11 protein-coding genes and 2 pseudogenes are annotated in these 12,988 nt (G+C 67.1%); 1 reads left to right on the top strand and 12 read right to left on the bottom strand.

All coding sequences use genetic code 11. The features are described 5' to 3' along the window. Nucleotides 1–7: 7 nt before the first annotated feature. Nucleotides 8–1,183 carry a thiolase family protein gene (locus ACNQR1_RS08225; RefSeq protein ID WP_011331217.1) on the bottom strand — a complete coding sequence of 392 codons (1,176 nt, stop codon included), beginning with the start codon at nt 1,181–1,183 and terminating at the stop codon, nt 8–10. Then, entirely contained in the window at nt 1,180–2,046 is an 867-nt protein-coding gene (locus tag ACNQR1_RS08220; RefSeq protein ID WP_011331218.1) for a CoA transferase, read from the bottom strand. Before ACNQR1_RS08220 ends, ACNQR1_RS08225 begins: the two co-directional genes overlap by 4 nt. A 101-nt stretch (nt 2,047–2,147) precedes the next feature. Between ACNQR1_RS08220 and ACNQR1_RS08215 the strand changes: the two genes are divergently transcribed. Beyond that, nucleotides 2,148–2,735, top strand: coding sequence for a TetR/AcrR family transcriptional regulator (locus tag ACNQR1_RS08215; RefSeq protein ID WP_011331219.1), 588 nt, complete (start codon nt 2,148–2,150; stop codon nt 2,733–2,735). A gap of 126 nt (nt 2,736–2,861) precedes the next feature. On the opposite strand, the gene ACNQR1_RS08210 is transcribed toward ACNQR1_RS08215, so the two are convergent. The 10 genes and pseudogenes from ACNQR1_RS08210 to ACNQR1_RS08165 form a co-directional block, all read right to left on the bottom strand. Further along, a complete protein-coding gene (locus ACNQR1_RS08210; protein ID WP_011331220.1) occupies nt 2,862–5,897 on the bottom strand; it encodes a Tn3 family transposase in 3,036 nt (1,011 codons plus the stop codon). Nucleotides 5,898–5,980: 83 nt separating this feature from the next. Next, nucleotides 5,981–6,179, bottom strand: a pseudogene (locus tag ACNQR1_RS08205) (transposase); the annotation flags it as partial. A 49-nt stretch (nt 6,180–6,228) separates the two neighbouring features. Then, on the bottom strand, nt 6,229–6,678 hold the full coding sequence (locus tag ACNQR1_RS08200) for a hypothetical protein (RefSeq protein WP_226519338.1): 450 nt from the start codon (nt 6,676–6,678) through the stop codon (nt 6,229–6,231). After that, nucleotides 6,612–7,832, bottom strand: coding sequence for a hypothetical protein (locus ACNQR1_RS08195; protein ID WP_226519339.1), 1,221 nt, complete (start codon nt 7,830–7,832; stop codon nt 6,612–6,614). The genes ACNQR1_RS08200 and ACNQR1_RS08195 overlap by 67 nt, the downstream gene beginning before the upstream one ends. A gap of 2 nt (nt 7,833–7,834) precedes the next feature. After that, the gene (locus ACNQR1_RS08190) at nt 7,835–8,152 is read right to left on the bottom strand and encodes a helix-turn-helix domain-containing protein (protein ID WP_095785371.1); all 318 of its coding nucleotides are present in this window, start codon (nt 8,150–8,152) and stop codon (nt 7,835–7,837) included. 2 nt (nt 8,153–8,154) lie between these two features. Beyond that, the gene (locus tag ACNQR1_RS08185; RefSeq protein ID WP_095785370.1) at nt 8,155–9,207 is read right to left on the bottom strand and encodes a tyrosine-type recombinase/integrase; all 1,053 of its coding nucleotides are present in this window, start codon (nt 9,205–9,207) and stop codon (nt 8,155–8,157) included. 155 nt (nt 9,208–9,362) lie between these two features. After that, nucleotides 9,363–10,005 (bottom strand): annotated as a pseudogene (locus ACNQR1_RS08180) (IS256 family transposase); the annotation flags it as partial. Nucleotides 10,006–10,160: 155 nt separating this feature from the next. After that, the gene (locus ACNQR1_RS08175; protein ID WP_368569564.1) at nt 10,161–11,204 is read right to left on the bottom strand and encodes an IS110 family transposase; all 1,044 of its coding nucleotides are present in this window, start codon (nt 11,202–11,204) and stop codon (nt 10,161–10,163) included. Nucleotides 11,205–11,450: 246 nt separating this feature from the next. Beyond that, nucleotides 11,451–12,437, bottom strand: coding sequence for a hypothetical protein (locus ACNQR1_RS08170; RefSeq protein ID WP_233211414.1), 987 nt, complete (start codon nt 12,435–12,437; stop codon nt 11,451–11,453). Further along, complete coding sequence (locus ACNQR1_RS08165; protein ID WP_095785369.1) at nt 12,424–12,972, bottom strand: DUF6932 family protein; 549 nt, start codon at nt 12,970–12,972, stop codon at nt 12,424–12,426. The genes ACNQR1_RS08170 and ACNQR1_RS08165 overlap by 14 nt, the downstream gene beginning before the upstream one ends. Nucleotides 12,973–12,988: the final 16 nt, after the last annotated feature.

The raw sequence follows: 12,988 nt of genomic DNA, 5'->3' as shown, positions 1-12,988 counted from the left end.
GACGTCCTCAGATGCGTTCGATGATGGTGGCGTTCGCGGTGCCGGTGGCCTCGCAGACGGTCTGCAAGCCGAACCTCTTGCCGGAGCGTTCGAGTTCGCAGAGCAGGTCGGTGAGCATCCGGGCTCCGGTCGAGCCCAGCGGGTGGCCGAGGGCGACGGAGCCGCCGTTGACGTTCAGCTTGTCGTCCGGGACGCCGAATTCCCGTTGGAAGATCAGCGGCACACCGGCGAAGGCCTCGTTGACCTCGAACAGGTCGATCTCCTCGACGGCCAACCCGCTTCGGCCGAGCGCCTTGTGGGCGGCGTCGAGGATCGCGGTGAACTGGATGATCGGGTCGGCGGCGGCGACCGACAGCGCGCGGAACCGGGCGCGTGGGATGAGGCCGTTGCGCTCGGCGTACTCGCGGTCGGCGATCAGCAGCGCGGCCGCGCCGTCGCTGATCTGCGAGGAGTTGGCCGCCGTGGTCCGCCCGTCGGCGCCGAACACGGCTTTCAGGCTCGCCATCTTGGCGGGGTCGATGTGCTCGCGGATGCCCTCGTCCGAGTCGATGACCGGACCGGTCGGGTCGTCGGGGTCGGCGGTGATCGGCACCATCTGGTCGCGGAACTTCCCGGCCCGCGTCGCGGCGTGCGCCCGCTCGTGGCTGCGAGCGCTGAACGCGTCCAACGCCGCTCGGCTCAGGTCGAACCTCTCGTTCATCAGCTCCGACGACGGGCCCTGCGCCATCAGCCCACCGTCGTAGCGGTCGAGTTCGCGCGGGCTGTACTGCGGGCCGAGCGGCGCGCCGGGCAGGAACGCCGGAGGCATCGGCACCCGTGACATCGACTCGACGCCGCAGGCGATCACCAGGTCGTGGGAACCCGCCATCACCGCCTGGGCGGCGAAGCTGACCGCCTGCTGCCCTGAACCGCACTGGCGGTCGATCGTCACCGCGGGGACCGACTCGGGCAGCCCGGCGGCGAGCACCGCGTGGCGGCCGAGATTGCCCGACTGGACATCGTGCTGGATGACGCAGCCGGTGATGACGTCCTCGATCGCGGCGGGGTCGACGCCGGCGCGGGCCACAAGCTCCCGCAGCGTCTGCCCGAGCAGGTCCACCGGATGCCATGCGCTGAGGATCCCTCCGCGACGGCCGACCGGGGTCCGGACCGCGCCGACGATAACGGCCTCGCGAACACTCATGACAAAGCTCCTTGTGCTGAATTACGGGGTGCCGAATCGCGGATTCCGATCAGGGGAATGTCGAGGCGCTTCGCGACCTCCTCCCATTCGCGCGTCGGCTTGGAAAGAAACGTCTGCTCGAGCTCCTCCTGGGTGCCCTCGACACCGAGACCGGCGCGGGCGCGCTCCCAGAAGTGCGGCTCGAGCGCGGCCAGCGCGACGTGGCCGTCGGAGCTGGAGTAGATCCGGTAACCGGGATGCGCCCCGCCGAGCGGCGCGCCCGCTCCCATCAGACCGTGCCGAACTGCGGCGCCGGCGTCGGCGGCCGCCTGTTCGAGGACGACCCGCTCGCGGTGTCCCACGCCGGACTCCGCGGCCACGCGCAGGGCGAGCAGGGCCGCGGACACGGCGCGCTCGGCGCCGAGCAGGTCGGCCACCGGGACGGTCGGCATCGTCGGCGGCTGGAGAGTGCCGTGCAGGGCCTGGTACGTCAGGTCATGGCCGGGCTGCTCCGCCGCGATCCCGTCGTGCCCGACGATCTCGATATGCGACAGGTGCGGATTCGCCGCGGTCAACTCGTCCAGGCCGAGCTTGACCAGCGCCGAGGGGCGCATGGCGGTGAGCATCAGGTCGGCACGCGACAGCTCGCGCGCCGCCACCGCCCGATCAGCGGGGTCCTTGAGGTCGAGGGTCACGACCCGCTGGCCCACAGTGAGCTCGTCGTACCACGTCGGCGCCACGGCCCGCAGCGGGTCGCCGGCCGGCGGTTCGATCTTGGTGACGGTGGCGCCCAGCGCCCGTAGCCGCGCGGCGGCGAGCGGGCCCGGCAGATTGATCGCGAGCGACACCACCTGCACGCCCTGCAGCGAACTCGACTGCGACATCATCAACCCCTTTTTGACTATACTGATGTATAGCCATTAATGCGCATGTACTGTCTAATGTCAAGGGTGTATGCTTTTTTCCCTGATAGGAGGCAATTTCTGTGACCGACCCCCGCGCCAGTGACGAGGACCTCACCGCGAAGGCCCGCATTCGCAACGCCGCGCTCGACCTCTACGCCGAGCGCGGCGAGGATCGCGTCTCGATGCGCGCCGTCGCCGCCGCCGCCGGGGTCGCCGTGGGATTGGTGCAGCACCACTTCAAGACCAAGGACGGGCTACGCGTCGCCGTCGAGCAACTGGTCGTCGACTATTACGCTCTGGCGATCGCCTCTGTGCCGGACGAGGGCGCCCCAGCGCAGGTCGCCGCCGCTCGAGACGAGGCGGTGCGGCACATGCTCGCGACGCATCCGACGGTGGTGAACTACATCCGGCGCGCTGTGCTCGATCCGCAGGGAAAGAGCGAGTTACTCGAGCGGCTGACCGACCTGAGTCGCAGAGAGATCTCCAAACTCCGCTATTCGGGCAAGACCTCGACACGGCGATCCGAGTCCTCACAGGTCATCGGGCTGATGGTTCGTCAGCTGGGGCAGCTGCTCATGCAGCCGATGATCGATGACATGTGTGACTTCCTCGACCGGACGGGCGTGCCGCACAGCGACAAACTGACGCTCTCCGTGACCGTAATCTAGCGGTAGTTTGTTGGGTCAGGTCGGAGGTAGAGGTGCAGGCCGTGGCCTGTTTCGCGGCTCAGGAGAGACTTCCGCCGACATGCGTCGTCAGGTCCTGAGCGGTCATCCGCCACCCTTCGACTCGCGCTACTCGTCGTCGTCGGCGTCCGGGTCGCGCAGCGGTCGGTGAACTCCGCTGGGGTCGGGCAGGTGGAAGCTGTAGTGCCCGTCGATGCCGATGTGGGCGCGCACGAACGCCGACAATCGCTCGACATCGGTGTCGAGCACCGGGTATCCGCCGGCTCGCAGCGCGGCGAGGGCGCGGTTCTCGTAGACGGTGTTCCACACGACGACGCAATTGAGCACCAATCCCAGCGCCGAGAGCTGGTCTTCCATGCCCTCGTAGTAGGCGCGGGTCATCTCGCCCTTGCGGCCGTGATAGATCGTGCGCGCCAGGTCGTGACGACCCTCGACGAGATTGGACTGGGCCTTGCCCTCGCGCCGGTAAGGTTCGTCGTCGGCCAGGCGCAGGATGTGCAGGGTCTTGAAGATCCGCCCGAAATGGGCGATGGCCTGGCCCAACGCGGTCGGCTGCCCGTCGCGGGAGATCATCCTGGTGACCTCGTGCGCCGACACCTCACCGGAGTGGATCGACACCGCGATCCGGCACATGTCCTCCCAGTGCGCGGCGATCTTGGCGGTGTCGATCACCCCGCGCGCCGCCTTGTCCAGCGGCCCGTAGTCGGCTCGGGCGTCGATGCGCCACAACCGCTGATCGGGCAGGTTCGCCAGCTGCGGCCGGTACTGGCGGCCGATCAGATGCAGCAGTCCGAACACGATGTCGGAATACGACCCGGTGTCGGTGATGATGACCTCCGGAATCCGCCCGCCGTGCTGGGACACGATCACGTCGATGGTGTGCAGCGAATCGCGAGGTGTTCCGCGCAGCACCTTGCCTGCCAGCCCGGCGGACTGGTCGTTGAGCATGTTCAACCAGGTGATGCCCAGTTTCCGGCCGAAGTACTTCGGGTTCGGGCGGGCGTTATGGGTGCGCACGGGCACCACGAACCGCATCCCGTCCACCGAGGCGACCAGCCCGCCGCCCCACGCTTGGGCCAGGGGGATGTCGGCCTGGGCGTCGACCAGCACGGCGTTGGCCGCCTCGATGGTCTCGGCCCGCACGTAGCACTGGTCGACGTGCAGCAGCCGATCCCTGGTCAGGGCGTCGACACCAGGCGTTGTCACCGGTTTGAACCCGACGTTCATCGCATAGGAACAGAGCACGGCCGCCACCGACAAGCCGAGGTCGGCGACGCGGGCCTCGTTGCCCGAGGTGTGGGTGAACGCCTCGGTGAAACCGGGATGCCAGCTCATCACCTCCGTGACCAGTTCCGGCAGGTCCACACGCGGGATCATCGCCTCCACCCGGCGGCGCAGGTCGACCAGCGACGCGGGCTCGGCCTTGGCGTCCAGCGCGGCGACGTGCAGTTTGCCGTCGGCGTCGATGCTGGCTGGGGTGTCCTCGCCCAGCCGTGCGGCCAACTCCCGATAAGCGGTCTCCAACGCCGTCGCGTGATCGGTCAGCAGCTGCGTCGGCGCGGCGGGCAGGCCCAGCGCGTTCATGCCGGCGTCACGCGCAGCCTCCCAGGCTTCGCCTGCCAGCAGGTGCGCCCGCGGGTCGCGCCACCGCGACGAACGCACCGCGAAGATGCTGCGGTGCTTGAGGTGTCGGTGGAACTGTTCCAACACGCAGATCGTGTAGGAGTTCCGGTCGACGGTGCCCTCCGGTCGGCCCGGCGTGTAGATCAAGCGCTTCCACGCGCCGACGATCAAGTCGTGGTCGACCTTGCGGGCGTCCAGCAGGTTTGCCGGGATCTTGCCCGACGACCTGGATGTCAGCAGCTCGGCGAGGGTCTTCATTGCCGCCAGGACGGCGGCGCCGTCACTGGTCGCGCCGAACTCGATCGTGTCCATCAGCATCGACAGGAACGGGCGGACCGTGGCGAACTTGCCGGCCAACTCGATCAACCGCTGCCCATCCAGCTCCGCGTCGTCGGCGGGCACCAGCTCGTCGACCGCCTGGACCGCGTGCCGCAACTCGGCCCGGGTGACGGTCTTCTCGATCATGTCCAACACCACGCCCAGCCCGACGTCCTGGTTGACCTCGACCATCTCCAGCAGCACCTTCACCGCTGCCGCGAGCTTGCCTGCGTTGCGTGACACCCTCGGATAGCGACGCAGCTTCTCCTCGCGAGACTCCCGCTCGGCCTTGGACAGAAGCTTCGTCGTCATCAACATGTCGAAGGTCTCCAACACGTCGTCGACCGCCCGCGCGCTCAACACAACGACCGTCGCGGCCAGCACCGCCAAGCGCTGCTCACGCGTGGGCAGCCGCCGCAGCGCGGCGGCCTTGCTCGCCAACCCGTAGGTCGCCAACCCCGTCAACCGACGCGGCGGGATCGCCCTCACGTCGATGCTGTCCACCCCGACCGCTTGCAGGTCGACAACCCTGCGCAGCGCCGCGAGCATCCCCTTCGACGACGCCTTGAACACGCCCTTGCGCAGCCGCTCCAGCTCGCTGACCTTCTGCCCGCCCTCCGCAGGAACCTCCAGCAGCCGCAACAAGGCAGACGCGGACTCCGAGGTCAGCTGCTCGCCGAGCTGGCGCCACAACCGGGCGTCCGCCGCGTTGCGGCCGTCGCCGATCAGCCGCTCCAACGTGGTGATCCCCGGCAGCAGCGCCTGACGCTTCCGCAGCCATGTCACTGCGTCGCCGAAGATCGCCTTCGGTCCGTCGCCGGTCATCCACGCCTGGTCGACGATCCACGACGTGAGCTCCGACTCCATCTCGCCGAACGGCTTGAGTCCGTACACCTGCTGGATTTCCCAGGCGTGTTCGAGCTTGGTCTTCTCCCGATCGGTGTACCGCTTCACCATCGACGGATCGGAGATCTCCAACTGCTCGGCCAGATACTCGATCAACGCGGGCGGGACATCCAGCGGATCAGCCAGGAACATTCCCAGGTGACGCACCGTCACCACCTGCACCGCGAACCCCAGACGGTTGTAGTCGCGCCGCCGCGCAGCGATCAGCCGCCGGTCCTCGTCATCCAAGTAGCAGTAACGCTCCAGCTCCTGCCGAGACAACGCACCGAACCGGCCATAGCCGCCCTCATCAGTCACGACGACATGAAATCACCTACAGCGCAAGGTCGCTCGGCGATTGCCCCTTAGCGCCGGATTTCGTCAATCTGCTCCCCGACCCCCTTCTTCGACGCGTAGCGAAAGCTGTTGCGCAACAGGTGCACCGTGCAGGCCTGCACAATAGTGGCCGGCCACACCTCACCCACCACGTCGGGTAGGCCCTTGAGCCCGTCGCAGACCAGGAAGAACACGTCGGTGTGTCACGGACACGGTGATGCCCCGGTCGCGCAGGTCGGTCAACACCGCGAACCAAATCTTCGCCAAAGCGCACGGGTTCGCGCGAACCTGTGCGAGGTGGCGCCTGAATTTGTCACGGGTTCGGCAGCCGGGCGGTGTCGACGTGGTCGGCGAGGTAGGCGATGACGCCCTCGTTGGTCATGCCGTAGATGTCGGCGACAAGTTTGGGGTCGACGGTGCCGACGAGGTCGACCAGGCGAGTGGAGCGCAGGATGCGCGGTTGGATGCCGACGGCGCGCAGGGTGTTCTTGACGTAGCTGTCGGAGGCCGCTGCACGGGTGGCCTTGGTCTGCATCGTGATCAGCACGTGGGAGTTGTTGCTGCCCAGTTTCTTACGATGGTCAAGGCAGCGTTGCAGTGCGGTCCAGGTCCACGGGTCCAGCGGTGTCGGTTGTGGGCGCCGCCCGAGCCGGATGCGGCGTGACTCGTGGTCGATGTCGTCGTCGGTGAGGTGCTTCAGTTCCTGGGTGGTGGTGCCGTGCAGCAGGGCGGCCAGTCCGACGAGCGCCTCGTGCGGGTGCACGTCGGGGTCGGTGCTCCATCGCCGGAACAGCTCGCGCTGGCGGTCGGCGGGCAGGGTTGGGCCGTGGAATGCCACGGTGCTTTCACTGCTGCGGTGGGGTCGATAAGGATGAGCCGGCGTCGCCGGGCGTAGCGACAGAACTGGCGTAGCCCGGCCAGGTAGGAGGCGCGTCGGCCGGGATGAGCGTGCAGGAACGCCTCGATATCGCCGACATCGACAGTGGCCCAGTCGGTTTTGCGGCGGCGGGCGGTCAGGAACTGCGTGAAGTCACGCATCGCGGTGAGCCGGGCCTCGAGCGTGGCATGCCCGCGGGGGTGGGTGCCGGCGCGGCGGGCACGGTCACGACTCCTGACGAGGTGCTCGGCGAATCCGGCCACCGCGTCGCGCAGCGGTTCGGGCACCGCGGCGATGCGGGACCGGCGTCGGGCGGCGGCGCGGCGTTCGTCGCGATCGGGCGGCAGCGCCAGCTTGTTCGCGGTGAGGAAGTCTTCCAGAGCCCGCGCCAGCGGCACGTCGGCGGCGACGACCTCCAGCAGCGCCTGCGCGTGCGCTGGATGATCGTCGACCAGGTGCTTGCCGAGTCGGGTGAGCATGGCGCAGGCCCGGCTGGGATGGTGGCGGCCGACCAGGTAGGCGGCGAAGTCGCCGAGCCAGTCGGGTGGATCATCCAGTGTTGCAGCGAGATTGGCGGCACAGACCGTGATCCGGTGCGGCGAGCGCGCCCAGCAGGACCGGCACCGCCCGGCACCGGCGAGCCGGGTGACCTGCCCGCAGTCGACGCAGGCCGCGTCCGGATTCGGGGGCCGGCCCGGGCGTGAACACGGCCCGCACCAACCAGTCGCCGATCGCAGGATCCTGCGTTGCCCGCACCGCGGGCACTCGACCCGGTTGGCGTCCAAACGTTGTCGTCGGACACATTCCTTGCAGAGGTCGCGGTCGACGAACAGCACCGGCGCACCGCAGAGCCGGCAGGTGCGGGAGCAGCGCACGCAGCGGCCGGCGTCGGCCTGCAGGACCCGGTCGATACCGCACCGCGGGCAGCGATGCTTGACCGGCGCGTGTGTGCGCGCCCAGTGGCACCGTGCGCACAGGTCGCGGTCGGGTTTGCCGACCGCTCGCCCGCACCGCCGACAGTCCCGGATCCGTCGGGTCATCCTCAGATCGGCGGCATCGACCGGCCCCGCCGCGACCCGTGCGCGTCGTTGACCGCGACCGTCGCCTGCTTCAGCGAAATCGGTTGTGCGACAGGGGCGGTATCGACGTCGAACAGGTCATCGGGCGTGCATTCCAGGGCGGTGCACAACGCGATCAGGGTGGACAGCTTGATCTGGCTGGGCTGTTTGGTGAACAACGCCGACACCGACGCCGAGGACAGCTCCAATCCGGCCTTCGCCGCGAGCAGCCGTTGCAGCTGCGCGCCGGTCCACACCTCCCGCTGGGCGGCCGCCATCCGCAGTTTCCACCTGATCTGCATGCTCACTCCCCTCCGGTCAACTCACTCAGCGTCGCCGAGATCGCACGCTGGTAGGCGTCTTCGATGAACGTTTCCGACGGACGCACGTACCGCATGGTCGAAGCGACCGTCCAATGACCTAAAAGCTGTTGGATGGCAACAAGATCCACGCCCCGCTCATAGTTGTGAGTCGCGCAGGCCCGGCGCATCCCATGCGGGCTGAACCACTCGGATTCAGGCCGTCCTTCCACGCCCATCAAATGCCGCAACCGGTTGCGGATCGTGGCCGCAGCCATCCGGCCGCCGGACTCATCACACAGCAGCACCGGACTATCTGGGAACCGGCCGCGCACGTCGGCGAGATACCAGCGCACCACCAGATCCAGCCCGTCCAGCATCGGCACCCAGCGCGGTCGGGGCCCGGATCCCTTGGCGCCCTTGCCGAACCGCACGTGCAGCTTGCCAAACGGGCCGCGCCCCAAGTGCATATCGGAGCCGTCGAGCATCACGACCTCTTCCGACCTCAACCCGGCGTGATACAACGTGCGGAACAGCGCGTAGTCCCGCGCGGCCGGCGCGTACTTGCGGGCGGTCGCGATCCGACCCTTGAGGAACTCGAAGAACGCAGCCACCCGCTCCGGCGTCGGCGGCACCTGCGCGGTCGGCGAGTCATCGCTGACGTGGCGAGCGGCGTTGAACTCGTCGAGCGGACACGCCAGCCGCACCCCGAACGCCGCCTCGATCTCGGCCGCCTTGCGGACCTCAAGGAACCGGTGAAAGCCCTTGAACACCTGCAGGTAGTTCCGCCGCGTCGATACCGCGCGACCCAAGCTGGCCAGCTCGCCCACCACCCGGTCGACGTCCTCGGCGCTCACCTCCCATGCCGGTCGTCCCAGCGCCGCCAGCATCCGCTCCAGCACCCCGACGTCGTTGGCGATCGTCGATTCGGCGAACCCCCGCGCGGTCCACGACGCCACGAACGCCTCCACGCATTCGGCCTGGAACCGCCGCGGATCCCGGGTCTCAACGACCGGCGCGACCTCGCCCGTGATCACCCGCAGCCGCCGGTCGCCCACCGCACACCTTCCTCGCACCGGAAGTTTCTAGGCGGCACCTTAACTCGCTGGCCTACACCTTGGAGATCAGCGACACGCGAATAGACCGGAAACCCTCAGGCAGCAGCACGAATCCGGGGAAACGAACATGTGCTCGTTCCATATGATTCCCCGGCGCCGTCGCCGGCCCACAACCCCAGCACATCCTTGTGCCCGGCCAGATCCACCCCTATCGCGGCATAGAACGGCCGATTGGCCACCTGCCCGTCGCGGACCTTCACACTCAAGGCATCGATGAAGACCGCGGCATAGATCGGCTCCAACGGGCGTGACACCCAATCGGCCATGTCGGCGATGATCTTGTCGGTGATCCGACTGATCGTGTCCGGAGATCTTGGCCTCATAGAGCTCGTCGAAGTGAGCAGCGATTTCCCCGGTGGTTAATCCCTTGGCATACAACGACAACACAATCTCATCGACACGAGTCAACCGCCGCTGATGCTTGCGCACGATCTGCGGATCGAAGCTGCCGGCGCGATCACGGGGCACCTGGATTTCGATTTCACCCACGGTATCGGTGAGCACGGTTTTCGTGCGGGTGCCGTTGCGGGAGTTGCCCCCGTTGCGTCCGACCGGATCGTGCTTGTCATAGCCCAGGTGATCAGAGAGCTCTTCTTCGAGCGCGGTCTCCACCACGGTCTTGGTCAACGCCTTGAGCACCCCATCGGCGGTGTCGGCGAACGAGACCCCGCGGGCCTGGGCAGCGCGCACCAGTTCCCGGGCGGTCGCCAACTCCTCCGGTGTCGGAGAGCTGGCCATCAACACATCATCGTTGGTATCGGCTGCTGCTGTCACAGCCCAATGGTTTCGGTCATCATGGACCCTTCCCGCCAAGCTCACGCCCGGCGTGTCGGACCACTTACACCGAAATTCTGAAAGTCCCGCGCCCCGAGGTTCTGTCACTAGCTCCTCTGTCAAGCGGCAGCGGTTTTGGCCGCCGTAGCGAGGTCGGCTTGTAGCGCCGCGTAGACGACGTCGGAGAGTCGCCGTTTGAGGACACGCAGTGCTTCCATCCCGCTGTCTCCGCTGGCTTTACGCCGAGTCATCATCTGTTTGGCCGGTTCGTGCCAGTGCGCCTGGGTGAGCGCGATCCGGTGCAGGGCTGCGTTGAGTTGACGATTCCCGGTGCGGCTCAGCCGGTGGCGGGCCTTGTTGGAGGACCAGACCGGCATCGGTGCGGTGCCGTTATGACGGGCGTAGGCGTCCTTGGACCGGAACCGATCGACCCCGGCGGTCTCACCGAGAATCTTGGCTGCGGTGATAGCTCCGCAGCCGGGGATCGCGATCAACGACGGCGCCATATCGGTCACCAGTGTGGTGATCTCTGTGGTGAGCTCGTTAATCTGCTGGGTCAGTGTGCGGCACCGTTCGAGCAAATCACGCGCGAGCCGGGCGACGGTTCCCCTGAGCGGTTCCAGGTGAGTCCAAACCTGGTCCAGAGTGCTGAGCCGGTCCAGCGATCGGGCCTTGGGTTCCCAAGATGGGTCGAGCTCGTGCAGAAACCAGCGCAGCCTGTTGACTACTCGGGTTCGTTCTGCGACAAGGGATTCACGATGGTCTCCCAGCAGTCGCACGTCACGGTCGGGCCCATCCAACCGGGCCACGGGAAGATCGGGTTCGCGCTGCGCGGCACGGGCGACGGCGAGCGCATCGATGGGATCGGATTTGCCGTAGGTGCGGGCCGAGTCGCGGACGTGGGCCATCAACTTCGGTGGCACCCGCACGATTGCGTGACCCGCGGCAAGCAGATCCCGTTCCAGCCGCCGCGACAGGTGTCGGCAGTCTTCGATCGCCCACACCAGGCCGTTGCCTCTGGCCAACTGCTCGGCCCAGCTCAGCAGTCCCAGATGATCTTTCGTGGTCGTGGTGATCGTCTTCGATGCCAGCTGGCGGCCGTTAGAATCGACCGCGACGATGGTGTGGGTGCGCTTGTGCGCATCGACTCCCAGAGTGATCATTGAACCGTCTCCTTCTCCATGAGGGGATCAGGGATCGGTCGGTGGGCACATCCCAGTCAGGGGCGATGCCACGCTCCTCTCAAGCCACGCCGGCCGGTCCTTGGCATCCGGCGGGTCGCACTACAGACAATGGCCACCAACGGCAAGTAACAGGTGGAGCGAACCCGCCGGACCACCTCAGTCAAACACTGGGTTAACGGTGTAACGGGTTGCCGTAGTGTTACTTTCGACCTTGGGGTTAGTAGTTCAGTGTTGGTCGTCGAGGCTGCGTACGGCTTGGGCGGTGTAGGTGGTTTTGACGGCGCCGCCGGGGGTGGTTTCGACTTTCATGAGCGCCTCGATGCGAACGCGGTCGCCGACGGCCAGGCCATGTGCTTCGTCCTTGCCGATGCGGCCAAGTTTGACCGTAACGGTGTCCCCGTCGTCTTGCTGGATGAGCCAGGAGGAGACGGCGCTGACGGTGAGGTATTCGCCGATGATGTGCACGGGTTGTTCGTCGAGGTTGGCGTTTTCGACGGTGGCGGCGATGTAGGCGGCGGCCGTTGAGGATACGGTGACGCGGCGGGTGGCGTGGGATGGTTGCTGCCAGTCGATTTCGATGTCGAATCCGGCGCGGTCCAGTGTTTTGGACAGGTCGCGTAGGGCCGAGGCGGTACGCGGCCCCATCTCGGCGAGCTGTTGGACGAACCGCGATTGCGCGGGGCTGGGCCCGATGTCGTTGCCGGCGCTGAACACATCGATGGCCGCACCGATTGCGGTGTCGAGCAACTGATCGTCGGTTTCCAGTTCGGCGAACATGCCGACTTTGCCGCCGGCGTGGCCGGTTTCGGTGATCGGTGAGGTCGCCGGGGTGACGGTCAGGATGATCGATCCGGGCCCGGGTGATGCTCTGAGCAGGAGGTCGGTGCGGCGGCGTACATCGGCGTTGGGTTGGCGTCCTAGCGCCTTGTCGCCCTGTTGGGCAGCCCCGACCGCGGTGGCCAGGCGTTGAAATCCGGCCATCACGCGGGCGACCTCGGAGACCCGTGCCGAGGCCCCGGTTACGCCGTCGCCGCTGAGGCGGATGTTGCCACGCGAAGGCAGTGTTCGCCCGAGGCTATCGTCGGCTATTAGGGCCTCGACGCTGATGCGGGATAAGTCATCGGGAGTACTCCAGGCTGGCGTGTCGTCGTCGGTCATCGCCGCCAGGATCGCCGTTTCCATCCGGTCGATGTCATCCTCACTGGTAGTCATCGACGATCACCTCCACATATCCGCAGCGCGGCAGCGCGTCCTCGCGTGCGGCTGGTGAACCCATTGGGCCAGAACGCATTCGCTGCAGGTAATCATCGACCCGGCCTCGTCGCTCCAAGTATTGGGGCAGGTAGCGGTCCTCGATCTCGTTGTCGGGTTGGCAGTGCCAGGCGACGACAGAAGTATCCACCCGTACTCCGACAACGCGACGCAGCGTACCGCGCTGCGCGAACGCCCGCAGGATGTTGGCGCTGGCCGGGTCGAGGTGGGCTTTGGACAACTCCAGGTCCTCGGCCCAATACACACACGACACGACCTCGGGTTCGGGCACCTCGGAGAGGAACCGTCCGTAGAGCCAGCAGGCGTTGACGTGCACGTGGCGACCCAGCAGGCTCGTCGCCGACTCCCAGTCCCGCCATAGGTGCTGCCGGTGCTCGCCGCGTCCGTTGACGAATCGCTGGTAGACCTCGGCCCGGCTCGCCCGGTAGCGACCGGGCGGCAGTAGCCCGCCGGATGGGTCCAACTCCGGAATCACACCATTGCCCCTCCTG

It is taken from the genome of Mycobacterium sp. 48b, assembly GCF_048282725.1.
Classification (GTDB): Bacteria; Actinomycetota; Actinomycetes; order Mycobacteriales; family Mycobacteriaceae; genus Mycobacterium.
Note: the sequence above shows the minus strand (reverse complement) of the source record. Positions and strands in the feature narration are given on the sequence as shown.